The organism is Planococcus maritimus, from assembly GCF_001592825.1.
GTDB lineage: Bacteria > Bacillota > Bacilli > Bacillales_A > Planococcaceae > Planococcus > Planococcus maritimus_C.
The window spans coordinates 1136303-1160240 of sequence record NZ_LTZG01000001.1; the positions used below are offsets into that span (position 1 = coordinate 1136303).

Annotated in this window: 26 protein-coding genes; 6 read left to right on the forward strand and 20 right to left on the reverse strand. The window is 48.4% G+C overall.

Annotated elements, in window-relative coordinates; all coding sequences use genetic code 11:
* Positions 1 to 33: 33 nt before the first annotated feature.
* The 6 genes from AY633_RS05550 to AY633_RS05575 all read right to left on the reverse strand — a co-directional run bounded on the left by AY633_RS05550 (position 34) and on the right by AY633_RS05575 (position 4317).
* On the reverse strand, positions 34 to 636 hold the full coding sequence (locus AY633_RS05550) for an alpha/beta hydrolase (RefSeq protein ID WP_068487876.1): 603 nt from the start codon (positions 634 to 636) through the stop codon (positions 34 to 36).
* 384 nt (positions 637 to 1020) lie between these two features.
* Positions 1021 to 1890 carry an Hsp33 family molecular chaperone HslO gene (hslO, locus tag AY633_RS05555; protein ID WP_068487236.1) on the reverse strand — a complete coding sequence of 290 codons (870 nt, stop codon included), beginning with the start codon at positions 1888 to 1890 and terminating at the stop codon, positions 1021 to 1023.
* Positions 1891 to 1929: 39 nt separating this feature from the next.
* Positions 1930 to 2139 carry a DUF896 domain-containing protein gene (locus tag AY633_RS05560; protein ID WP_171900909.1) on the reverse strand — a complete coding sequence of 70 codons (210 nt, stop codon included), beginning with the start codon at positions 2137 to 2139 and terminating at the stop codon, positions 1930 to 1932.
* Positions 2140 to 2284: 145 nt separating this feature from the next.
* Complete coding sequence (locus tag AY633_RS05565; protein WP_068487238.1) at positions 2285 to 2731, reverse strand: GNAT family N-acetyltransferase; 447 nt, start codon at positions 2729 to 2731, stop codon at positions 2285 to 2287.
* The gene (locus AY633_RS05570) at positions 2731 to 3612 is read right to left on the reverse strand and encodes a patatin-like phospholipase family protein (RefSeq protein WP_068487240.1); all 882 of its coding nucleotides are present in this window, start codon (positions 3610 to 3612) and stop codon (positions 2731 to 2733) included. The genes AY633_RS05565 and AY633_RS05570 overlap by 1 nt, the downstream gene beginning before the upstream one ends.
* Positions 3613 to 3639: 27 nt before the next feature.
* Complete coding sequence (locus AY633_RS05575) at positions 3640 to 4317, reverse strand: SOS response-associated peptidase (protein WP_068487242.1); 678 nt, start codon at positions 4315 to 4317, stop codon at positions 3640 to 3642.
* A 154-nt stretch (positions 4318 to 4471) separates the two neighbouring features.
* On the opposite strand from AY633_RS05575, the gene AY633_RS05580 reads away from it, so the two are divergent.
* Together AY633_RS05580 and AY633_RS05585 are read left to right on the forward strand one after the other, a co-directional pair.
* The gene (locus tag AY633_RS05580) at positions 4472 to 4903 is read left to right on the forward strand and encodes a hypothetical protein (RefSeq protein WP_058382819.1); all 432 of its coding nucleotides are present in this window, start codon (positions 4472 to 4474) and stop codon (positions 4901 to 4903) included.
* Between the two features lie 117 nt (positions 4904 to 5020).
* Complete coding sequence (locus tag AY633_RS05585) at positions 5021 to 6217, forward strand: MFS transporter (protein WP_068487877.1); 1197 nt, start codon at positions 5021 to 5023, stop codon at positions 6215 to 6217.
* 13 nt (positions 6218 to 6230) lie between these two features.
* Here AY633_RS05585 and AY633_RS05590 read toward each other — a convergent pair whose 3' ends face one another.
* The 3 genes from AY633_RS05590 to AY633_RS05600 form a co-directional block, all read right to left on the reverse strand.
* On the reverse strand, positions 6231 to 7820 hold the full coding sequence (locus AY633_RS05590; protein ID WP_249929391.1) for an SLC13 family permease: 1590 nt from the start codon (positions 7818 to 7820) through the stop codon (positions 6231 to 6233).
* Positions 7821 to 8112: 292 nt separating this feature from the next.
* Positions 8113 to 8301 (reverse strand): hypothetical protein, encoded by a 189-nt coding sequence (locus AY633_RS05595; protein ID WP_068487244.1) that lies wholly within the window; start codon positions 8299 to 8301, stop codon positions 8113 to 8115.
* Between the two features lie 62 nt (positions 8302 to 8363).
* Positions 8364 to 8840 carry a metal-dependent hydrolase gene (locus AY633_RS05600; RefSeq protein WP_068487246.1) on the reverse strand — a complete coding sequence of 159 codons (477 nt, stop codon included), beginning with the start codon at positions 8838 to 8840 and terminating at the stop codon, positions 8364 to 8366.
* 104 nt (positions 8841 to 8944) lie between these two features.
* Between AY633_RS05600 and AY633_RS05605 the strand changes: the two genes are divergently transcribed.
* The 4 genes from AY633_RS05605 (at position 8945) to AY633_RS05620 (ending at position 12448) form a co-directional block, all read left to right on the forward strand.
* A complete protein-coding gene (locus AY633_RS05605; RefSeq protein ID WP_068487248.1) occupies positions 8945 to 9574 on the forward strand; it encodes a YfbR-like 5'-deoxynucleotidase in 630 nt (209 codons plus the stop codon).
* An 83-nt stretch (positions 9575 to 9657) separates the two neighbouring features.
* Positions 9658 to 10974 carry a hemolysin family protein gene (locus tag AY633_RS05610; RefSeq protein ID WP_068487250.1) on the forward strand — a complete coding sequence of 439 codons (1317 nt, stop codon included), beginning with the start codon at positions 9658 to 9660 and terminating at the stop codon, positions 10972 to 10974.
* A 114-nt stretch (positions 10975 to 11088) separates the two neighbouring features.
* Entirely contained in the window at positions 11089 to 11448 is a 360-nt protein-coding gene (locus AY633_RS05615; RefSeq protein ID WP_068487252.1) for a YolD-like family protein, read from the forward strand.
* A gap of 109 nt (positions 11449 to 11557) precedes the next feature.
* Positions 11558 to 12448: a YihY/virulence factor BrkB family protein gene (locus AY633_RS05620; RefSeq protein WP_068487254.1), complete on the forward strand. Its 891-nt coding sequence runs from the start codon at positions 11558 to 11560 to the stop codon at positions 12446 to 12448.
* Between the two features lie 38 nt (positions 12449 to 12486).
* On the opposite strand, the gene AY633_RS05625 is transcribed toward AY633_RS05620, so the two are convergent.
* The 11 genes from AY633_RS05625 to AY633_RS05675 form a co-directional block, all read right to left on the reverse strand.
* Positions 12487 to 13458 carry a dipeptidase gene (locus AY633_RS05625; RefSeq protein ID WP_068487256.1) on the reverse strand — a complete coding sequence of 324 codons (972 nt, stop codon included), beginning with the start codon at positions 13456 to 13458 and terminating at the stop codon, positions 12487 to 12489.
* Positions 13459 to 14181, reverse strand: coding sequence for a gamma-glutamyl-gamma-aminobutyrate hydrolase family protein (locus tag AY633_RS05630; RefSeq protein WP_068487258.1), 723 nt, complete (start codon positions 14179 to 14181; stop codon positions 13459 to 13461).
* A gap of 110 nt (positions 14182 to 14291) precedes the next feature.
* Entirely contained in the window at positions 14292 to 15797 is a 1506-nt protein-coding gene (gene dacB / locus AY633_RS05635) for a D-alanyl-D-alanine carboxypeptidase/D-alanyl-D-alanine endopeptidase (RefSeq protein ID WP_249929392.1), read from the reverse strand.
* A gap of 223 nt (positions 15798 to 16020) precedes the next feature.
* On the reverse strand, positions 16021 to 16944 hold the full coding sequence (gene rbsB, locus AY633_RS05640; protein WP_068487260.1) for a ribose ABC transporter substrate-binding protein RbsB: 924 nt from the start codon (positions 16942 to 16944) through the stop codon (positions 16021 to 16023).
* Positions 16945 to 16956: 12 nt separating this feature from the next.
* Positions 16957 to 17901 carry an ABC transporter permease subunit gene (locus AY633_RS05645; RefSeq protein ID WP_068487262.1) on the reverse strand — a complete coding sequence of 315 codons (945 nt, stop codon included), beginning with the start codon at positions 17899 to 17901 and terminating at the stop codon, positions 16957 to 16959.
* Entirely contained in the window at positions 17882 to 19384 is a 1503-nt protein-coding gene (locus AY633_RS05650) for a sugar ABC transporter ATP-binding protein (protein ID WP_068487879.1), read from the reverse strand. Before AY633_RS05650 ends, AY633_RS05645 begins: the two co-directional genes overlap by 20 nt.
* 26 nt (positions 19385 to 19410) lie before the next feature.
* Positions 19411 to 19797: a D-ribose pyranase gene (gene rbsD / locus AY633_RS05655; RefSeq protein ID WP_068487265.1), complete on the reverse strand. Its 387-nt coding sequence runs from the start codon at positions 19795 to 19797 to the stop codon at positions 19411 to 19413.
* On the reverse strand, positions 19794 to 20669 hold the full coding sequence (rbsK, locus tag AY633_RS05660) for a ribokinase (RefSeq protein WP_068487266.1): 876 nt from the start codon (positions 20667 to 20669) through the stop codon (positions 19794 to 19796). Before rbsK ends, rbsD begins: the two co-directional genes overlap by 4 nt.
* Entirely contained in the window at positions 20669 to 21691 is a 1023-nt protein-coding gene (locus AY633_RS05665) for a LacI family DNA-binding transcriptional regulator (RefSeq protein ID WP_260804524.1), read from the reverse strand. The genes rbsK and AY633_RS05665 overlap by 1 nt, the downstream gene beginning before the upstream one ends.
* Positions 21692 to 22048: 357 nt before the next feature.
* Positions 22049 to 22417 (reverse strand): hypothetical protein, encoded by a 369-nt coding sequence (locus AY633_RS05670; protein WP_068487270.1) that lies wholly within the window; start codon positions 22415 to 22417, stop codon positions 22049 to 22051.
* A gap of 78 nt (positions 22418 to 22495) precedes the next feature.
* Complete coding sequence (locus AY633_RS05675; protein WP_068487272.1) at positions 22496 to 23908, reverse strand: MBL fold metallo-hydrolase; 1413 nt, start codon at positions 23906 to 23908, stop codon at positions 22496 to 22498.
* Positions 23909 to 23938: the final 30 nt, after the last annotated feature.

A 23938-nucleotide genomic window follows, 5' to 3' on the forward strand; every position in this document is an offset into this window, starting at 1 on the left:
AGAAAAAGCTCCCCCGTAACGGAGAAGCTTTGTTCACCCTTTTTCATACCAAGCTTTAGCGGCAACCAATTCATCCATTGTCAGCTGGTGCCCATTGTGTTCCCAATGCAGTTCGACTGCAGCTCCCGCTTTGCTCAATAGTTGTTCGAGATCTTCCGATTCTACTTTCGGGCAGATCGGGTCGTTCGTCCCTGCGGCGATAAAGACACGGGTTTTTTCAAGATTCGGCAATTCCTTATCACGATCCGGCACCATCGGATGATGCAAGATGGCCGCTTTCAATGAGTTTTCGTATGAAAACAACAGGTTCGCAGCAATGTTCGCGCCATTCGAATAGCCAAGTGCAATGACATTGTTGCGATCGAAGCCGTATTCTTCAGCTGCCTGGCCGATAAATCCATGCAACTCCTCTGTTCGTTCGCGCAAATCTTCCATATCGAATACCCCTTCAGACAAACGCTTGAAAAAGCGCGGCATGCCGTTTTCCGACACATTGCCCCGGACACTCAATACGCCGGCTTCCGGGTCAATATGGCCCGCTGCTGGCAGCAAATCCGTTTCCGTGCCCCCGGTTCCGTGCAGCAAAAGAAACGTTGGCTTGGATGCGTCCGCCGGTGGATTGTAAATATGTTTCATCATGAAAATAACCTCCCTAGTTAATTATCTTTAATTCGAGATAATAAAATCATACCATACCGTGCATAAGCTTCCAAATCAAAAAGCCTGAGGAGGACCTCAGGCTTTTTCAGAACGTTGAAGAAGTTTATACTTCTCTATTAACGAAAAGAGAGTGACACTATTCCATAATAATAAAACCAACGAATTATCTCAGTATTTGGAGAAGCGTTCGCTCGACTCCAGTGGTAAAGCGAGACGACCGAGACCCCGCAAGGCGCGAAGCGGCTGAGGAGGCTTGGGCGCGAGCCCACGGAGTCGTGCGATAAGCTTCGGAAAATACGACTTCTTAACTTTCTTGACAGCCTGAAAAAAGCCTGAGGAGGGCCTCAGGCTTTCGTCAGATTAGGAGAGCATCTCCTGTAATTGGCCTTTCGAGAAAACGTAAGTCTCATTGCAGAAATGGCATTGTGCTTCTGCCTGGCCTTCTGTTTCAATGATGTCTTCGATTTCCGCCGGCCCGAGCCCTTGAATCGCATTCTGAATGCGCTCACGGGAACATTGGCATTGGAAATTCACGGGCATTTTATCAAGTGCTTTAACATTCTCTTTCCCCAGTACTTCGTCTAGAATTTCTTCAGGCGTCAACCCGGCACGCACCATATTGGAAATGGTCGGAATTTCAGTGAGGCGCTGTTCGAGCTGGGTGATCACTTTTTCATCTGTACCTGGCATCAGTTGGATCAAAAAGCCACCCGAAGCCAAAATAGTATTGTCTGGGTTGACGATGACGCCAACACCGACTGAAGAAGGCGTTTGTTCAGAGGTTACAATGTAATGCGTGAAATCATCGCCCAATTCGCCGGAGACGATAGGTACTTGGCCAACGTAAGGATGCTGCAACCCGATATCTTTAGAGACAGTCAGTGTCCCTTCTGTCCCGACTGCCCGGCGGACATCGAGTTTGCCTTGTTCGTTCAAATCGAAATGGGTTTGTGGATTGGACACATACCCGCGCACTTCGCCTTTTGCGTTAGCATCGACTAGGATCGTGCCAAGCGGGCCGCCTCCGTTGATTTTAATGGTCAGCTTTTCTTCGCCTTTCAGCATCGCACCAAGCATGACGCTCGCTGTCATCGAACGGCCTAATGCCGCAGATGCGGTCGGCCAGGTGTAATGGCGTCGTTGCGCCTCATTTACTGTTTCGGTCGTGCGCGCAGCAAAGGCACGGATTTGGCCATCATACGCCAAAGCTTTCACTAAATAATCGTTCATTTATGTTCTTCCTCTCTCGAATCGTTTAAGTTTCTTCGCTTATTTCAAGTCTTTGATTTTGCTTGGCGTAACATCGGCACCAAGCGGATCAATGACCGTTACATTCGTTACTGTCGACTCGACTTGGCCACGGATTTCCTGAAGATACTCGCGGCGCAATACTTGCTGCTCTCGGATTTCCTCATAGCTCAGTCCGTAATCACGCTCTTTGTGCGCCAATTCATTAATGCGCGGCAAGATTTTGATCATCTGAATCGCACTCCTTTCTGTGCGGACAGGGACATATCCACTTCCTCCATTTTATATTATCTCGAATTAAAAATAAATAAATGTGCTTGCAAAGAATCCCATAAGCAAAAAGCCCGCCGCCCAAACTTAATTGGGCGGCGGGTGGTCAGTTGGCAAGACGAAATTGAGTGCATGTCACACCCGGTGCAACCTCAAAGATTTCTTCTTCCTGAAAGCCGAACGATTCATATAGTTTCCTGGCCGGCTCATTCGCTGTCCCTGTACTGACGATAAACTCCTTCTTTCGATGCTGTCCCAGCAAGTGTCCGACCAGAGTGCGGGCGATGCCTTGCCGAAACTGAAGCGGGTCCACTACAAGCCGATAAATATCGACAATCCCGCCTTCTTCCTTATAGGAAATGAACCCTTTCAAATACTCTTCCTGATACCCAAGAAAAGTCTCTTCGCTTTGCTGGATTTCTTCAATCGTTTCGGAGAGATGGGGAATATCATGGAACCCCATCAGTTCCGCTTCAATTCGGTAAGCCGGCCGTTGGATCGACTGAATGTCGCGTGCGGTTTTTTCGTTTGTCTGATCTATTTGAGTAATCATCACAAACTCCTTTCTGCATTGACTATTTGTTGGGCTTGAACGAACTTTCGAATCCGCGGCACCATTAACTCTGCATCCCGGTAACCCTGGACATATAAAGCTGCAAGCCGCTCCTGATCTCGCTCGATGCCACGCAGCTTATGCAAATTGCGCGGCCGGATAATCATCGCCTGTTCTTGTGCTTCAAGCGCCTCTATGTGCGCCAATGATTCATTGTAAACACGCTGCCGTTCTTCTAAAGCCCGCGCAAGCCCTGGGTACTGTCGGGCAAAAGCAGGGGCGAGACGCATAAGGGGTGTCTGGCGTTTCCTATAATTTCGTTCCCTTGTCATTATAACGATTGGCTTGGTCACGCCATCTGACAAAGCTTGCTTGATTGGCAGCGGATCGGCGAGGCTTCCGTCCATCAAAAAACGCCCATCGAATTCTACGGGACGCGACATGAACGGCAACGAGCTCGATGCCCGGACAACTGCAAGCAGTTCGTCAGGAGGCAGGGGCTTGCGGTAGTAGATGGCTTCCCCTGTCATGCAATCAGTGGTCCCGACGACAAATTCTTCTGCCGCTTTATCGAATCTTTCATAATCAAATGGCACAAGCCGATTCGGAATGTCATCGAAAATCAAATTCATGCCGAACAGTTCCCGGTTTTTCAGCAAATTTCTCATGGAAATATAATCGGGGTGTGTGACGTAATCGATCATCACTGTGCGGTTCCTGCCGCTTTGCCGCGACAGATAGGAAACGGCATTGCATGCACCGGCCGAAACCCCGATAACATACTCCATAAATAAATCCTCTTCCATAAGCTTCTGCAACACGCCTGCCGTGTAGACGCCCCGCATGCCGCCGCCTTCCAAAATCAATCCGCTTTTCACCATGACCCTCCCCTTCCCTTGAAAGTGTGATCATCCGATTTTCTGAATCAATTCCTGCCCATTGTTTTTCGGCGAATTGACCGCGCCAGATACTTCGTACGCCTCTAACCCTGACCTTTGATAAGGCTTGATGAGTTCTTGCAACAGTTCGGGATCTTGGACGTTCGGGTCAAGCCAGACCTGTTCGTCGCTCTTCGATAAAATCACCGGCATGCGATCATGAATCTCCGCCATCAGGGCATTCGGCTCCGTCGTTAAAATCGTACAGCTATGAACCATTTGCCCGTCCTGCGCTTTCCAGGATTCCCATAATCCTGCGAATGCGAACAATTCATCATCTTCCAAATGGATAAGCATGGGTGTTTTGCTGCCCTCGCCCTTTTTCCACTCGTAAAATGCGCTTGCCGGAATCAAGCAGCGTCTTTTTCTAAAAGCCGTTCGGAAACTGGGCTTTTCTGCCGCTGTCTCTCCGCGTGCATTGATCATCTTGTAGCCGATTTTGTGATCTTTTGCCCAAGATGGGATAAGACCCCAACGAAATGTCCCAAGTCGGTTCTGCTTGCCGTCATTGATGACCGCAGCGATTTGCTGGGAAGGTGCCACATTGTAATTTTTCTCATAGAGTCCTTGCTCTAGAGCAGCTTCTTCAATATTAAAACGCTCAAGCAGCGCCGCGTAATCTGCATATAATGCAAACCTTCCGCACACTGAAATCCCTCCTTGCGTATATTCATTTTAAATATAACAGATTTTTCAAAATACTTCAGCAATCCGCTGTTCACCTCTTTACTCAGGCCTCTTCAGCGTTCAAGCGAAAAGAATGTTATAATAGAGAGACTATAAGGAAATGAGGAGGAATTGCATGGCTACTGCGCGCGAAATGAATTTGGTCAATAAGGATCTTTTGGTTGAGGAATTGGGCCTCAAGCAATTCGGCAACTCGAATGTTTTTTACAATGAGGACTTTTTTGTCCTTTCTCCGTCTGTTCAACGCTACGAAAAAGGCTTTGACGTAAGTGAGTACAATCTCTCAAAATATGACCCGGAAAAGCATCAAGGGTTTGTTATCGTCCGCTATATGGATACGTTCTTAATGGCTAAGCTTGAAAGTTTCACTGACAAGATGATGCCGCCTGAACTGCAATTGAAGAAAAAGAACGTGAAACCGCATTGGAAGTTTACGGTTGTCGAAAACCCGGCCTATCATCTCGTTAATACCCAAAATAAGGAATTGCGCTATCGCCTGCAAGAACCTACCCGTAAACAAATCCTTGCATATTTCAATAAGCTATAAGGTTTATCCCGCATTTAAAATGCGGGCTTTTTTGCGGCTTTTTTTACTGGGTATATTTAGGGTATGAGTGGTAGAATGGACCACACATGCATTTACGAAACGGAAGTGATGGCGTTCATGGAAAAACGTAAATATACAGTACGGGACCGGGATTTCTGGAAAATCATCGCCAGCTTATTGCTGGCTTCGTTGTTTATTTTCGCCAATATCTACTCGGTCCAGCCTTTGCTGCCCGTATTCGTCGCCGATTTCGGGATATCGGTTTCCACTTCCAGCCTGTCTCTGTCGCTGACTATCGTCGGGTTGATTGTTGGCTTGATCGTTCTAGGATTTTTCTCGGACCGCAACGGCCGGCGCTCCTATATCATTTGGTCGCTAGCCGGTTCTGCCATCCCATTTTTTATCCTGCCATTTGTCGAATCATTCAACATCTTTCTCCTGCTGCGCTTGATCCAGGGCTTCGCGCTCGCAGGAGTCCCCGCCGCAGCACTTGCTTATATCAGTGAGGAGATCGACCGGAAGAACATTGCTTATGCTACTGCTTTATACATATCGAGCAATGCTCTTGGTGGCATGCTCGGACGCGTCCTAACCGGATTTTTGACCGATGCGTTTTCCTGGCAGCTGACATTTTTCGGATTTGGCGCAACCGGCTTTGCTTTATTTATTGTTGTGTTTTTGCTATTGCCACCCTCTCATCATTTTGAACCGAGCGAACTGACTTTTTCAAAAGACATCGAAGGCTTTCTTTTCCATTTAAAAAACCCGTCGTTGCTTGTGGTATTCGGGCTTGGGGCCATTCTCCAAATCGCCTTTACCGGTGTCTGGACGTATTTACCGTTCCATCTTGAAAAACCGCCTTTCTCTATGTCGCTGCAGGCGATTTCTTATCTATTCTTCGCTTATGGCATCGGGGTCATCGGTTCGCCGCTTGCTGGCCGCGTCGCCGAAGTGTTCGGCTTACGGCGTGTCCGCATCATCGGCGTGTTCATTTTTTCGGCTGGTATCTTAATGACACTCGCCCCAGTGCTATGGATGGTAGCCGTGGGTTTATGTGTGGCATGTCTCGGTTTTTTCACCGCCCACTCGCTGACTGCCGCTTCTGTCGGCCAGCAAGCTACGCACCATAAAGGCAGTGCCTCTAGCCTTTATCTTGTGTCTTATTATATTGGCGTCGCTGCCGGAAGTTCATTGCTCAGCCCGATTTGGACCCGTTTTGGATGGAATACGCTGATCTTGCTATGCGCCATCATGCCGGCCTGCTACGTATTGCTCGTCTCTTGGCACAGAAAAAGAGCCGCCTCGGTCATCTGAGGCGGCTCCTTTTTTATTCAAGAAATTTTGCCGGCGTGCTCAATAAGTCGATGCCCCAGACAAGCGGCAGGAAGTAATAAACGGCAAGGCCAACAAAAACAATCCCGAAGATGTTCAAAATAAACCCGGCTCTCGCCATATCAATAATTTTCAAATAGCCCGAGCCGAAAACAACCGCATTAGGCGGTGTTGCCACCGGTAGCATAAAGGCGCAGGATGCTGTGACAGCAGCCGTCACCATGAGCGCATACGGATGGATGCCGAGCGCCACTGCCAGTGAAGCCATGATCGGGAACATCATCGATGCTGTAGCGGTATTGGAGGTGATTTCTGTCAAGAACAGTACGAATGCTGCTACGACCAGGACGATGATCAATACATGAATCCCTTGCAGGCCGATCAACTGGCCGCCCACCCATTCGGAAAGCCCGGATTGGGTGAAGCCTGCGGCAATTGCCAAACCGCCGCCAAAGAGCAGCAAGATGCCCCATGGCAATTTAACCGCCGTCGACCAATCCAGCAAATGGTCGCCCTGTCTATTTTTTGACGGGATCGCAAATAATATTAATGCAGCGATCAATCCAACCATGGCGTCGTTCAGGCCCGGTAAAAATTCCACTAGTAAAAACGAACGGGTAATCCATGAAAAAGCTGCTAACAGGAAAATCGCGAAAACAATTTTTTCTTCGTAGGAAGCCTTGCCCAACTCCGTCTTCTGTTGTTTGATGACGGCACTGCCACCCGGTAATTCCTTTAACTTCAATGGAAAGGCAATCTTGATCAAATAAAACCAAGCCACAAAAATAAAGATCCAGGCGAGCGGCACGCCGAACAGCATCCATTCAGCAAATGTGATTTCGATGCCGTAAATTTCATTGACTGCGCCGGCAAGCAAGGTGTTCGGCGGCGTCCCAATCAAAGTCGCAATTCCGCCAAGAGACGCGGAATACGCAATGCCGAGCATGAGCGCTTTCCCGAAACTGAAGTTTTCCCGGGAAGTGTCCATGGAATCATCGTGCTTCAGCGCTTCCGACACTTGATAAATAATCGCCAGACCAATTGGCACCATCATCATGGCTGTGGCCGTATTGGAAATCCACATCGACAAGAACCCGGTTGCCACCATAAATCCGAGTATGATTCGTTCGGTATTCGTGCCGATTAAGGAAATGATGGTCAAAGCAATGCGTTTATGCAAATTCCATTTTTCCATCGTCAAGGCAATCATAAAGCCGCCCATGAACAGGAAAATCGTATCATTTCCGTAAGCAGAAGTGGTCGATCCAACATCCAAGCCCTCAGTTAAAGGAAACAAGACAATCGGCAAGAGCGAAGTCGCGGGGATCGGAATCGCTTCGGTGATCCACCACGTCGCGATCCAAATGGTGCTGGCAAGTACCGCTTTCGCATCTGGCGTCAAGCCTTCCGGATTCACGAACAGCAGCGTTAAAGCAAACAGTAAAGGGCCGAGTATCAGCCCAATCAGCTGCGGTTTGTTATAGCTTTTCTTTTTGAAACGTTCATCGTATGTACCTGCATCTTCCGCACGATCCGGGTCATCCCCTTGAGGAATCGAACCAGGCTTAGCGAAAAACCGCAGCATATCCTTTGCCTGTTCGTGCTTTTCTCACATCCAGCCCCACGTTGTCGAAAACATAGTATCCCTCCATTTTTAAGCAATAAATTTCTTGTTTATTCCATTTTATCCAGTGTATCCGTTTTCATTTTTGAGGACAAGGGCTGTGGGCTCATCCGTCTAGAAAGCATGGCTTTTTTTCAAGCGGCTTTCTCTCGATATGCTTTTCCCCATCAATTTCAACTCTCCACTTTTCTTGGATTGACTGCCATGCAAAAAAGCTGCCGGTGGCCCGGCAGCTTCCTCTCAACAATATTTGTCAGCCCTCTTCCGATTCGCCGATCGGATTTCGTTCATCACCGACCCCAGTATCACTGTGGCCGCTTTGCTTTCTCAGTTTCTCGCCGTCTTCCTGCGATTCTCGGTCGATCCCTTCAAACTCTTCACGTTTCCTGCGGTCCGTCTCTCTTGTCGGGTTAGCGTCTCTGGAAAATTCGTCTCTAGGCATGGTGTTTCCTCCTCTTGAGCTATTTTCCTCTCCTATTCCCTAAGAGAACTGCTTAAAACGTCTTAAGAAAAGTTGAACAGATCATAGCCGAAATAAACCGACAGCAGCGACAAAACCGCAAATACGATATATTCCGTGAAGCTGCCCGTTGATGTCGTCAGCGGCAAGCGCACCGTAACGCGCAGTGGAAATAATAGTTTGATGCCCCTTTTGGTCGCCATATCCAGCAACAGATGGCTGGCCATCCCAACAATGATTCCTGTCGCCAGTGCTTCATTCAGCCCAACGGCTTCAAATAACGCCATCGTCAAAAACAAAAAGACAAGGCTATGCGTAAATGTCCGGTGGCCGAAAAGAGCACTGATGATCTTCGATAAAAATGGCAGTGCCCGGCCTATCGTACTCGAGCCATGGCAGATATCCGGAATCAACGCACCGGCTACCCCGCCGATCAATAGAATAGCCGGTTCGTAATGAGATATTTGCGCAAATGCCAGACTTGCTGCGATGCCGCCCGTGATGTGTGTTTTTCCTGTCATAGCTATTTGTGCTCCTTTATGAATAAAATGGTTCATTGATTTCTATTATAACGGTTTTCGGGTATGCTGAAGACAAGGAAATTAGCAAAAAGGAGTCGTTTTTCATGGGCATTCACCGTTTTTTCACCTCATTAAATGATTTGGAGCGAATCAATCGCGCGCCGGGACGCTTTAAATTTGAAGAGCATAATGTCGCAGCACATTCTTGGAAAGTCAGCCAGTACGCCATGTTCTTCGCTACGATCGAAGAACGCGAAGGCCGTCCCGTCGATTGGAAGTCCCTTTACGAACGGACCATCAACCATGATTTTGCCGAAGTCTTCATCGGTGATATCAAAACCCCGGTGAAATACGCATCTCCAGAACTCAAGGAAATCCTCGCAAAAGTCGAGGAAGGCATGATGGAGAAATTTATCCTGAAAGAAATTCCGGAAGAGTTCCAGGAAGTGTTTTTTGACCGCATGAAAGAAGGCAAAGACGAATCGCTTGAAGGCCGGCTATTGGAGTTCGCCGATAAGCTTGACCAGTTCTACGAAGCGTTCGCTGAATTAAAACGCGGCAATACCGATAAGGAATTCTTGAAAATGTACCGGATAGCGCTCAGCAAAATTCTCGACCTTCCGCTTACAGCAAGCGTCGACTATTTCCGTAACGTTATCCTCGATGACATCATGACGGAAGACACAGCCATCGATATCCGCAAAATCACCAAACGTGTTCTTGAAGCCCATTAATGAATTTCCGGGCAGAGTTCGCTGACTTGTGATAAATTAGAAGAAACTATCTCGGAGGTGAATCCCTTATTTAAGGGAATTTATTGGACCCCATACTTTTACTGAATTTAGCTCTTCTCGTTTTACTCATCGCATTAACCGCATTTTTCGTCGGTGCCGAGTTTGCTGTCGTCAAAGTCCGCATGTCGCGCATCGAACAGCTGATTGACGAAGGCAATAAAAAAGCCGTCATCGTCAAGAAAGTCGTCAGTGACCTGGATTATTATTTATCCGCCTGCCAGCTCGGCATTACAGTGACCGCCCTTGGCCTTGGTTGGCTAGGGGAACCGACTGTCGAAACGCTTCTTCACCCGCTATTCGACTGGCTCGGTGTCCCTTCAGCTGTTTCGACGATCGTCTCATTTGCCCTCGCTTTTGCACTGGTGACATTTTTGCATGTCGTCATCGGCGAATTGGCGCCAAAATCGCTGGCATTGCAATTTGCGGAACGCATGACTTTGTCGCTGGCCCCTGCGCTTTATATCTTCGGGAAAATCATGTACCCGTTCATTTTCGTCTTGAACGGCTCTGCCCGTTTGCTGCTTCGCATGTTCGGTGTCGAACCTGCCGGCGAACAACAAGCCCATTCAGAAGAAGAACTGAAAATCATCATGGCCCAGAGTTTCCAGAGCGGCGAAATCAACCAGACGGAACTGTCCTATATGCAGAACATTTTTGCGTTTGATGAACGCAGCGCCAAGGATGTCATGATCCCGCGCACGCAAATGGTCGCTTTTCCCGATGATTTGTCTACGGATGAATTGCTCGCGGAACTGCGGGAGCATCGTTTTACCCGCTACCCGATTGCACGCGATGGCGACAAAGATGATCTGGTCGGCTTTATCAATGCTAAGGAAGTGCTGACCCATTACGCGATTAACAACGATGTTCAAATGACACAACTCATCCACGACCTGCCGTATTTCCACGAGACCACCCCTTTGCAAATGGCACTCGTGAAAATGCAGAAAGAGCGTACCCATATCGCACTTGTCATTGACGAATATGGCGGCACGTCCGGGTTGATTACAATGGAAGACATCTTGGAAGAAATTGTAGGCGAAATCCGGGATGAGTTCGATGAGGAAGAAGAAGCTGAAATTGTAAGAGAAAGCGACACCCGCTATGTAGTCAATGGCCGTGTCCTGTTGAAGGATTTGGAAGAGCGGTTCAGCTTGAAATTTGCAGACAGCGACGAAATTGATACCATTGCCGGTTGGATGCAGCATCAGCTGATTGAAGCCGAAGCCGGGGATGCATTCGAAAAAGGCGGCTACCACTGGGAAATCATCGCCATGGAAAACCACCACATCCTAAAAATCGCTTTCGAGAAAATCGAAGAATCGGAAATCGACGCATAAAAGGGCTGCCCACGGGCTGCCCCTTTTTTTTGGAAAAATAAGCAATTGACCGTTAGCCTTTCTTTCTATACGATAAGAACAAATGTTCTTATTCTTAAGAAAGGAGTGGTTAAGATGAAAAAGAATCAGCATTTGATCGTTAAAGGAAATGTAATCGATAGGGGGCAATTAAAATGGGGGGCGCTGATGCTGCCGGAACATGTCCGCATGCTGCGGGAATGGCGGGACGATGAACCTGCTAAGCATAAGCCCCATCTCGATGAGGAAGAACTTGATTTACTGCAGGAAGAAATCGGCCTGGCTCACCAGCGGCAATGCATGGTGGAACTTCGCTATTGGAGCGATGGGCTCGCTACCCTATCAGGTGTCATTGTTTCGATCGACCTATTTAGCCGAACAGTGCAGGTTTTGAACGGAACTAAAGCTGTCCAGATTGGATTTAACGACCTTCTCGGCATTCGTCTCATCGATTGAAGCAATCTGCAGGGCTGCCAAATGGATATTTTTCTTTTTTAAGGTTAATGCCTGGCCGTACAGGGCATATACATAATAACTTTACAAAAGAAAATGGAGGTACGAAGTTATGAGCAAAATGACGTCTTATGCCAAAGAACTTGGCCAAGAATTTAAAAAAGACCACGCGACGACACTTGCGGCAGCCCAAGCTTATTATTATCTACTGGCAATTGTCCCCTTATTAATTTTGCTGCTGGCCATCCTGCCGTATTTGCAGATCGACCCACAGCGGGCTGTCGATTTTATCGGCACTATCCTTCCGGGGGAAGTCGCCAATACTTTTGAAGATACCATCGTCAGTGTGGTCACGACACCATCTGGTGGCCTATTGACTTTCGGTATTCTCGGTACGCTTTGGTCTGCATCGAACGCCATGACTGCATTCATGGAAGCGACCAACCAAGCCTACGATGTAGAAGAAACCCGTTCTTTCGTCGTAAAAAAAGGATTGGCGATTGTCTTGACGCTGTTCATGCTGATTGCGGTTATCGTTGCACTCGTTCTGCCAATCTTTGGCGGTACGATCATCAATGTCATCAGTGAGTTCCTGAGCCTGCCTGAGCAGACGGAAATCATTTTCCAAGTTCTTCGTTGGGTCATTTCAATCGTCGTTATGAGCTTGGTCCTGGCGATGCTCTATAAGTTTGCGCCAAACAAAAACTTCCCGTTCAAGGAAGTCATCATCGGCGCCGTCATCGCTACTGTTTTGTGGCAACTGGTCTCCCTTGGGTTTTCATTCTATGTATCGAATTTCGGGAGCTATTCGGCGACATACGGAAGCCTTGGCGGATTAATTGTCTTGATCCTTTGGTTCTTCCTGACAGGCTTGATCTTGGTTGTCGGAGCTGAAATCAATGCGATTTTGCACCGTCATCGACACGCCAAGAGCGATTCGGAAGAAAGCAAATTGCAAACCGCTGAATCCGGCAATACAGAATCCTCAATGAACAATTACTAAGGCCGAAAGCCATCCGCTTGAATTAGCGGATGGCTTTTTTACGTCTTGCTCTGGTTTGTCCCCATACCAGGGCGATGCGATAGGAAATTCCGGAATGCAAATCCTTCTACTTGTGTTTCTGAATAACGTTTTTGCAAAGCCTCGATCAACTTCGGGTAAGCCGAGGCGTCTTCAAGTCCCGTGACGTGAGCGGAAATGCCGTCAAAATCGGAGCCTAAGCCGACGTGGCGTTCCCCGCCGAGCGTACAAAGATGATCGATATGGCGCAGTAAATCCTCGATCGTCGCCTGCTGGCTTGCGGGGTTGATGAATTCCGGACAAAACACGACATCAATCAATCCATTGCGCAAAAACATGGCCTCGATTTGCTCATCCTCCAGATTCGGGGGATGGTCGCATAATTCCCGTGCATTAGAATGGCTGGCTATTGGGTAATCGGCAAGTTGCATCACTTCCCAAAATGCTGCACGCGACAAATGAGAGACATCCGTGAAGACATGGTATTCGTTGTTCAACTCCACCACTCGCTTGCCAAGCATCGTTAATCCGCCACCTCTAGGCTCCCCGACACCGTCCGCACAAAGGTTGGCAAAATTCCACGTCAATCCAAGCGATAACACGCCGAGCCTGTAGAGCTGCCGCAGTTTCACCAGATCATTCCCGAAAGCATCCGCCCCTTCAAGCGCCAGTACAGCCCCGATTTCACCGGGCTCGAGCGTATCGATGTCTTGCCAGGTGCGGATGTGTTTCATTCGTGGTTGCTCAAGCACTTCGCTGTAAAACAAATCGACTTGCTCCAAACAATGCTGCCATTTTTCATTGTCCGGCAGTTCCGGGTGTACGAAGACTGCGAAAAACTGCACTTTGACGCCACCTTGCTGCAAGCGCAGGAAATTGGTGTCGAGTTCTGCCCCGTCGAGAAAGCGCAACGGTTTTCCAGAGAACAATTCGTTGCGCTTCGCTATCTGCAATTTCAGCAGGGCATCGCAATGCGTGTCGATGATGTGCACTTACTCATCCCCTTCTTCTGTGCAGGCACGGACAAAGCCTTGGAAGATGCGCAAAGAGGCTTCATCGCCTGCCCGCGCCATGTTTTCCGGATGCCATTGCAACCCAAGTGCGAAACCATGCACTTTGCTTTCAATTGCTTCTATGACCCCATCACTCGCGATTCCAGACACAAGATAATGATCTGGTACGTGGCGGTTCGATTGATGGTGGCGGCTATTGACCTTGAGTTTCAGAGAATCCGTTAGCCGGTGCAATAATGAACCTTCCTTGACCTCGACAAAATGAGAGCCGTGTTCTCTAGGTGCCCGTTGCTGGTGTTGCAGCAAGTTACCAGACAGTTGAGATGGCGTATCCTGATACATGTCCCCGCCTGCTGCGATATTTAAAATCTGTGCGCCCCGGCAAATCGCCAACACCGGCTTGTTTTTTTCCAGCACTTTTTCTAGCAGTTCCAGTTCAAACCGATCACGCGATGGAATGATGACGCCAAGGCCTGGATGCGGCTCTTCGCCGAATAAAGTCGGATCAATGTCCCAGCCACCTGCAAGAAATAAGCCATCTATATGCTCAGCAAGTTCATCCAGTCCGTCTTGCCCTTCGATATGCGGCAGCATGATGGGCAATCCCCCTGCACGCACAACAGCCTCTGTATCCGCAAGCTCTACATTATACTCGTCTTTCCCTAATTCTTTCGATGCGGTAATACCGATAATCGGTCTCATGCCTTCACTCCTAAATTATTCGAATTCTCAATACATTCACCCTACAGAAGTTTTTTAAAATTGAACAGGGCCATTCATTCCCGCTATTAGAAAGGCGAAAGCTTTGCCCATTACTCGGCTCGGTATCCAGCAATCGCTTCAGCAATCGCATTTTCCACAGGCGTTACATGGGTGAGATCGTTGTTTAGGATGATGGCAAAGATCAGCCGTTCACCGTCTTGTGTTGTTGCATATCCTGCAAGAGATGAGACTGATGACAAGCTGCCGGTTTTTGCCTGGACATTGCCTTCTGCTGCTGTCCCTCTCATACGATAGCGCAACGTCCCACCGACCAGTCGTTCCGAAGCGCCCGCGACCGGTAAAGAGTCGAGGAAAGTAGCAAACCACGGTGCGTCTTGCGCTCCGGCCAGTAGTTGTGAAATTTCATTCGCTGGAATCAAGTTAACATGGGACATGCCGGAAGCGTCGCGCAGATGAATCGTTCGAGTATTAACGCCAAGCTTACCGGCGGTCGACTCCATTACTTCGAGTCCTGACTCCCAGCTGCCATCCCCGTTCACCACACGACCCATTTGTTTCGCCAATGCTTCACCGTGATTGTTATTGCTGAGTTTCATAAAGGGAATCGATAGTTCCGCAAGTGTCATTGATTGATGTTCCAACAGCATGTGGCTGCCTTCGGGGGTGATGCCCATTTTTGTTTCGGAATTTCCGATCAGCTCGATGCCTTCATTGCCGAGCGCTTTTTCGAACAGGCTGAGTGCATAGCCGGATGGTTCATCCACGGCAATCCACTCGCGTGTCCGGCTGCCTTGTTCCGGAATATTGCCCTCCACGATGATTTCATTGGTGCCGTGGTCTCGAGTGATGCTAAGCGTTTTCGGTTCCCCGGCCGCCACTGTCTGGGCTTTATTTTTGACGGTCACGTAATCTGTTTCCGGAGTCAGGCTAACCTTTGCTGGGTCTCCTGCCGCAGTGCCAGCATTTGCTTCTACAATGATCGATCCCGCATCGTAATCCGAGTTCGGAGAAGCGGTCAAGGCAGATACTTGTGCCCCGACATAATACACTTCATTTTTCCAAGTCATGTCTTCTGATAAGCGCTCATCGTCAAACCAGCTATCGTCGCCGATTAGGTCGCCTTTTACTTTATGTATGCCTTGTGTTTTCAATTCTTTTGCAAAACGCTCGAAATCCTCCTCGAGCAATGTCGGGTCGCCTTTGCCTTTTAAATAAAGATTTCCTTGCAGCACTTTGCCTTTCAGTTCTCCATCTGTATGGATTTCTGTCGAGAATCGGTGATCTTCCCCTAAGGTCTCCAGTGCCGCCGCTAAAGTGAACAGCTTCATATTAGAAGCCGGTTTCAAACGGATGTCGCCGAAGTGATCGTATATTCGTTCTCCGCTGTTTGCTTTTCGGATGCTGACGCCTGCTAGTGCGCCGTCTAGACTTTCATCTTGGAGAATTTCATTCACTTGCGCGGTTAACTCTGCATATTCCCCGTCTGCCCCTGCCATCCTTACATCACTCCCCATTTTCAATGGCGATGCCGCCAAAGCACCTGCCGCTATGAGCAAACCCGCTGCTCTCCATCGGTTCTGTTTCATCTTCACCATACTGTCTCCCCCTCCACTTGTTTTACAAAAATGTACCACAAAGGAAGTACGAATTTTCTGATAGAAAGACAATCAGAACTAATGACTTACTACTATTTTATATTAATAGTAAAAAAATCCAAATTAAATTTTCATTTTTCTTTAAATTCTTTTTCTCAGGTTCTTTCCGCCTAGTCAAACGAAAAAACCGCACTGGCAATTTGCCAGTGCGGTTTCTACTTTATTAAGGCTGGATCAATTCCAATTCTACCGGAATCGATGCTTCGACTTCTTCGCCGTCCAAGTGCTGGACCGCTGTTTCGACTGCCATTTCACCGATCAATTCGGGTTTTTGGGCAATCGTTCCGTCCAGGCGGCCTTCTTCAACTGCAGCAACTGCATCGTTTGTGGCGTCAAATCCAACAACCGCCACCTCTTTACCTGCAGCTTCAATAGCTTCAAGCGCGCCAAGTGCCATTTCATCGTTGTGCGCGAACACTCCTGTTACATCAGGGTTTGCTTGCAAGATGTTTTCCATAACCGACAAGCCTTCTGCACGGTTGAAGTTCGCCGTTTGCTTCGCTACAACATCCAAGCTCTCTGTTGCAACTTTGTTGAATCCTTCTCCGCGTTCACGCGCTGCAGAAGAGCCCGGCACTCCTTCAAGTTCCGCTACTTGTGCATTGTCGCCAACTAATGATAGCAAGTATTCACCGGCCATTTCGCCACCCGCTGTATTGTCCGAAGCGATATGGGAGACCACTTCTCCGCCTTCTGCGCTGCGGTCAACAGTAATAACCGGGATATTGGCATTGTTTGCCGATTCTACTGCAGAAGCTACCGCTTCCGAGTCAACTGGGTTGATCAGAATCATGTCTACGCCTTGTTGGATCAAATCTTCTACATCACTTGCCTGTTTTGATGCATCGTCTTGTGCGTCAACTACCGATAAACTTGCGCCCATTTCAGAAGCTTTGGCTTCTGCACCTTCGCTCAAAGTGACGAAGAACGGGTTATTTAATGTCGAGATTGAGAAGCCGATGGTGTAATCACCACCCGCATCTTCACCGCCTGTTGTTTCTTCTGAATCCGAACCTGGTGCTTCCATCGAACATGCGGCCAAAACCATCATTGCCAAAAGGACGAACATCAATAGCATTTTCTTCATTTCTACCACTCCCTATGCTGTTTTTTTACGGTCTAGCAGTACTGCAAGCAATATAACGGCACCCTTCACCACTTGCTGGAAGAAGGAGGAAACCCCAATCAAATTCAAACCATTGTTCAAGACACCGATGATCAAAGCTCCGATCAATGTGCCGACAATCCAGCCACGGCCGCCAGTTAAACTTGTCCCGCCGAGTACGACGGCTGCAATGGCATCCAGTTCAAACATCTGGCCCGCTGTCGGCTGCGCCGAATTCAAGCGTGAGGTCAAGATCAGCGAAGCCAGTGCAGCCAATGCCCCGACTAAGGAATATACATAAATTTTGATACGGTCGGCATTGATACCGGACAATACGGAAGCTTCTTCGTTGCCGCCGACTGCATAGACACGTCGGCCAAACGTTGTTTTCTTCAAAATGAAATAAAGAATTCCGAAACTGATGAGCATCGTGACGACTGGAATCGGAATGCCGAGGAAATAGCCTTTTCCAAGCATCTGGAAAGCCATGCTATCGCCAAGCCCAGAAATTGGGCGGCCTTCCGTGTAGACGAGGGTTAGCCCTCGGTAAATGGTCATCGTCGCGAGCGTTGCGATAAATGGTGCCACTTTGCCTTTCGCGATAATGACGCCGTTGATCGCGCCGAGTACGGCCCCAAGGAATAATCCCAATAACATCGCTAGGATCGGGTCAACTCCTGAAGCCATCATACCGGCCGTTACAGCACCTGTCAGTGCCAAAATCGACCCGACCGACAAGTCGATGCCGCCGGTCAAAATAACGAAGGTCATGCCGAATGCGATCAAGGCATTGATCGATACTTGCCGGAGAACGTTCAAGATATTGCTCATGGACAGAAAACTCGGATTTATTGCGGTAATGATGACGATGATCAAAATCAACCCGATAAACGGCGCGATTTTTTGGAACAAGCTTGTATTAGCGGATTTTAGCTTCAAGTTTCCCACCTCCTGTTGCGTAATGCATAATCGTTTCTTGTGTCATTTCCTGTTTCGGTACATCTGCTGTCAGTTTGCCTTCGTGCATGACCAGCACACGGTCAGCCATCCCGATCACTTCTGGCAGTTCAGATGAAATCATCAAGATGGCGACGCCACGAGCTGCCAATTCATTGATGATCGAATAAATTTCTTTTTTGGCGCCGACATCCACTCCGCGCGTTGGCTCATCAAGTATGAGCACATCCGGTTCAATGCCGAGCCATTTAGCAATAACGACTTTTTGCTGATTGCCTCCGCTAAGCGATTTGGCCGCCTGGTCCGGTCCGGAAGTCCGGATGCCAAGACGTTTCACCATGTGTTCGTAAAGGCTGCGTTCTTTGTCTTTTGACAGCAAACCCTTTTTGGAAATGGAGTTGAAGTTCGCCATGCTGATATTTTCTTCTACGGTGAAATCGACGATCAGGCCTTCGGTTTTGCGGTCTTCTGTCACATAGCCGATGCCAAGTTCTTTCGCTTTTTGCGGATTGTCGATCTTCACGAGCTTGCCATCAAGTTCCACTGTTCCTGAATCCGCTTTCTTATATCCGAATAGAGACTGCGCTACTTCTGTTCGCCCTGCCCCCATCAAGCCGGCAATTGAGACGATTTCTCCTTTGTGAATATCAAAGGAGACATCTTCAAAGCACCCTTTGCGAGACAAGCCTTTAACCGATAATTTCACCTCTCCAAGCCCCGAGCTGCGTTCCGGGAAACGATCGCCGAGTTCACGGCCAACCATCAACTGGACAATTTCTTCGAAGCTCGTTTCGCTGATCTTGCGCTCGCCGACAAATTCGCCGTCCCGTAAGATGGTGATGCGGTCACAAAGTGAAAAAATTTCTTCCATGCGGTGGGAGATGTAGACGAAAGAGACGCTGCGCTTTTGCAGCCCGCGAATCGTCACGAACAAAGTTTCAATTTCACGGTCTGTCAACGCCGCGGTTGGTTCGTCCATGATAATCATTTCCGCTTCCATCGACAAAGCTTTGCCGATTTCAACCAATTGTTGCTGGCCGACAGATAATGTGCTCGCTGGAAGTGACGGATCAATATCGAGCCCTAAATCCCCTAAGATTTTTTTCGTTTTGCGCTCCATCTCTTTTGTCTTCAAAATCCCTGTGCGCCCAACGGTTTCTTCACGCCCGAGAAACAAGTTGTCCGCTATCGACAAATGCGGCAAGATATTCAATTCCTGGTGGATAACGGCGATGCCTTTTGCTTCCGCTTGCTTCGGTGAAGTAAATTGGACTTGCTCGCCTTTCACTTCTACTGTTCCTGAGTCACGTGTATAGATGCCGGACATGATTTTCATCAAGGTTGATTTACCGGCGCCGTTCTCACCCATCAAGGCATGAATTTCACCCTTTTGCAGTGAGAAATGGACGTTTTTCAAGACGGCATTGCCGCTGAACGATTTACAAATATCGGTCATATTGATCATCTCGGTCATTTCGTTCACCTGCCCCATTAAAAGATGACGCCCGACTGGAGAATGACATTCGCATAAGGGCTTGCTTCCCCTGTGCGGATGATCAGTTTGGCGCTATGGCTCATCGCCTTTAGTTCTTCGTGACTTATGTATCGGCAATCCAGTTGCTCTTGCATGTCAGCTGCCAAGTTTTTATTATGGTCGCTTATTTCTTGGGCAATATAGGCCGTTTCTGCTTCAAAGTCTTCAAGCACCGCCTTTAGCACAGTTTCAAAAGACGGTTCTCCAATGCGGTACGCTAAATCGACGCATGGTACATGCTCCGGCATCGGCAGCCCGCAATCTGCAATGACAAGCAAGTCCGTATGACCGAATTTTGCCAAGTGCCCAGCGATATCGCGATTGATCATTCCTTGTTTTTTCATTTTGCTGCCTCCATTCGGGAAACGACTTCAGCGCGGTTCGGCATACCGCCTTGAGCACCAAACTTCTCAACTGATATCGAAGCTGCTGCATTGGCAAAACGGACCGCTTCTTTGAAATCGTTGCCCTCTGACAATGCCACCGCCAATGCGCCGTTAAATGTATCTCCAGCACCTGTCGTATCGACTGCCGTTGTCGGAAACCCTTCGACCGTGACATGTTTATCGCCGTCAAAATAGCGGGCCCCGTTTTTGCCAAGTGTCACAACCATGCGGTTCGGATAGCGTTCCAGTTCCAGTTCCCAATTGGCACCGAATAATTCTTCCGCTTCGGTTTCGTTTGGCGTCAAAAAGTCTGCCTCTTTCATTGCCTCGGTAAACCCAGCGGCTGGTGCTGGATTCAAAATAGCCGGAACGCCAAGCTCCTTAGCGACTTGCAGTGTGTATTCCACTACCGGAATCGGCAGTTCCAATTGTAAAATGACCATCGAACTCTTTTTCATCACAGCTTTTTGGGCATCAATGTCGGCATTCGACAACTCATGATTAGCGCCTGGTACGACGATGATCCGATTATCGCCTTCCGATAGCAGGATATTGGCGATGCCGCTCGCTCCATTGGTCTTTTTGACGCCTTGTGTATCGATTTGTTCTTTTTCCAAGCCATCAAGAAGCTGCATTCCGAATGCATCGTTGCCGACTGCCCCGACCATGTGGATTTGATCGCCAAGTCTTGCTGCCGCAACTGCCTGATTGGCCCCTTTTCCGCCAGGGACCGTCGTATATAAATTACCTAACACCGTTTCGCCTTGCTTTGGGAATCGGTCCGTGCCGACCACAAGATCCATATTGATGCTTCCTATTACTGTAATCATCATTCCACACTCCTTGTTGTACCCCGTAAGACGAGCTTGACCGGTATTTCATAGAAGCTTTCCTCTACCGGTTTGTTCTCAATGCGCTTGATCAAAACGCGTGTTGCGATAGCGCCCATTTTGTAGACGTCCTGTGCGACCGTCGATAGCCCTGGCGACAGCATTTCGCCCATTGCGATGCCATCAAAGCCGACAATCTGCAGATCATCCGGCACGTTCCTGCCAAGCAGGACTGCCGCCTTCAAAGCCCCCGCTGCCGATACGTCGCTCGATGCGAAAATCCCGTCGATCTCCGGATCATTAAGCAATTCCTGTTCGACGATTTTTTGTGAATCGGCGTATTGGAACGGGCACGTGACGATGCGGTAATCGACATCTGTTTTGCCGATCGCTTCCATAAATCCGGCATAGCGGTCATTTGCCGGATTGAGCGCTTCTGGTCCTCTCAAGAACAAGATGTTTTGACACCCACGCTCGAGTAGCGCATTCGTTCCGAGCATTGCGCCTTCTTTGTTGTTCGATGAGACGACTGGGATTTTTTCATTGATTTCCCGGTCCAATGCTACAATCGGAAGCTTCGTATTGGCATAATGCGGGGCGTCTAGCTGATTGGACGTTACAATAAAGCCCGCAATGTATTTTTTCTTCAAAGTTTCAATATAATTTTTCTCTTTTTTCGGGTCTTCATCGGAGTTGCACAAAATTACTGTATAGCCATAACTCAACGCCACATCTTCTACAGCCCTCGCAAGTTCCGGAAAAAACGGGTTGGTGATATCCGGCAAAATGAGCCCGATCAAATTAGAGCGTTTCGTGTTCAGGGAGCGCGCCACCGGATTCAATTCATATTCCAGTTCCTCAACCGCTTCTGTGACCGCTTTGGCAGCATCTGCACTAACATAGCCGCTGCCATTTAAAAAACGTGAAACCGTCGCAACGGAAACGCCTGCTTTTCTTGCTACATCTCTGATCGTTGTCATCGCACTTCTCCGTTCTCGGGTTATGTGTAACCGGTTACACATACTATAAAACTTCCCTTTCTTCTTGTCAACGCGCTTTTTCATTTCATCCTGCGTGAGTGCCCGTAAAAAAACACCCTGACAATGGTGTCAAGGTGTTGAAGAAGCCTATTAATCCATTACGAATTAGAATGAAGTCATTTTTCTACATTCAATAATCAATGATCTTTCTAAGTATTTGGAGAAGCGTTCGCTCGACTCCTGCGGGATCAGCGGGTTTGAGAGACCCCGCAGGAACGAAGTGACGAGGAGGCTCGATTCCCGCCCCGAGGAAAGCGAGCGATAAGCTTTGGAAAATACGATTTCTTACCTTTCTCGACAAACTGAAACACCCCGACAATGGTGTCGGGGTGTTCAGAATCAATATGCCAGCGTACGCTCGCCGCAATCTTCCTCGGTTAAGCTGTAGCTGATGATGTTCTTTCCTTTTTTCCGCAACAGGCGGACAGCGATATTCTTTTCCATTTCATCAGATGCGACAATATGGATCGGGCGGTCCGGTATTTCTTCGTAGCTGCGGATGAAATAAGCAATCGGAAGCTCGAATGCGCCTTCGATGGGATCTTTATAAGAAATATTATAGGCTCTCACATCCAGCAAGAGAATGTCGCTATTTCCTTTGAACTCTTCTGCACAGCCGCGTTCGACGCCTCTGGCCGTGACATAGCGTTTATAGAAACTGTGGGAGCCGGCAAGCGCCAATAGCGCAATCGGAATACCTATACTCATTGTTTCGATCTTTCCCTTCTGGATTGAGTTTTTCAAAGGAATGTTGCCAAAGCCAAGACTTCAGCGCTTGTCTTCCTATTATTGTTTCACGGCTGCGATATCTTGTTGCCATTTGTTGTAGCCGCCAGTCATATTCACTAAATTATCGATGCCGTTCGCTTTTAAGACGCTCGCTGCGATAGCGGAACGGGCACCGGCCTGGCATTGGACGATGATGGTTTTACTTGTATCGATGTCATTCAGGCGGTCGTTTAACGTTCCCACCATGATGTGCTCAGCGTTTTCGATATGCCCTTCATCAAACTCGGCCTGGTTGCGGACATCGAGCACATACGCTTGGCCTGCTTCGACCATATCTTTCGCTTTGCTTGGCGAAACATTGTCATATGAAGCTAAGTCGCCTGCTTCTGCTACAATATCCTCTGCTTCTGCAAAGCCATAAACTTCATCAATGCCTACAGAATGCAAGGCAAGCAAGGCTTCATCGAGCACTTTCGTATCAAGCAGCAAATAGAGTGGCTTGTTGTAATCAACGATCCATCCAGCCCAATTCGCGAAAGAATTATTAAATGGAATGTTGATGGTTCCTTGAAGATGGCCATTGCTATAATCATTTGCCTGACGCAGATCTAGCACTTGCTTGCCATCTGCAAGAAGCGCTTTGATAGCTGTTGCTGATGAGATTTCTTTTGGTTCCGGCAAGCTTTTGATCAACTGCGGTCCAACTTTATTGACCGATTTCATCACAGCGAAATAGGACGGCGGTTCCGGCTGGCCTTCGAGCAAAGCCTTCTTGAAGGCAGCTTCGTCGTCAAACTGCATCGCCCAGTTAAAAGCTTTTTCATAACCGACCGTTGTCGATGGAACTGCGCCAAGTGATTTACCGCAAGCAGAACCAGCACCATGCGCTGGCCAAACTTGCAGATAATCCGGAAGCGCCTTGAAGCGTTCGAGTGATTTGTACATCTGGCTTGCACCTGCTTCGGAGGTTCCTTGGACACCCGCTGCTTTTTCGAGCAAATCCGGTCGGCCGACATCGCCGACAAAGACGAAGTCGCCTGTAAAGATGCCCATTGGTTTGTCCGCAGCGCCGCCTTTATCCGTCAGCAGGAAGGAAATGCTTTCAGGGGTATGGCCTGGCGTATGCATCACGTCGAAAACCAGATTGCCAATCATAAACTGGTCGCCGTCTTTCACTAATTGATGGCTGATTTCATCCAGGTTCTGATATTTCCAATCGGCATCGCCTTCATCCGAAATATAAAGCTTCGTGCCGAAACGATCATTCAGTTCACGTGAACCGGATACAAAGTCAGCATGGATATGCGTCTCAAGTGCGCCGACAATAGTCAAATTCTCTTTTTTCGCCAGTTCTTCGTAGGCTGAAACATCGCGCATCGGGTCAATGACTACGGCTTCTCCTGTTTTCTGGCACCCTACCACATAAGATGCGTGAGCTAATTTTTCGTCATAGAAATATCGTAATAACATGGAATCAATCTCCTTTTGCTTGTTGTCGTT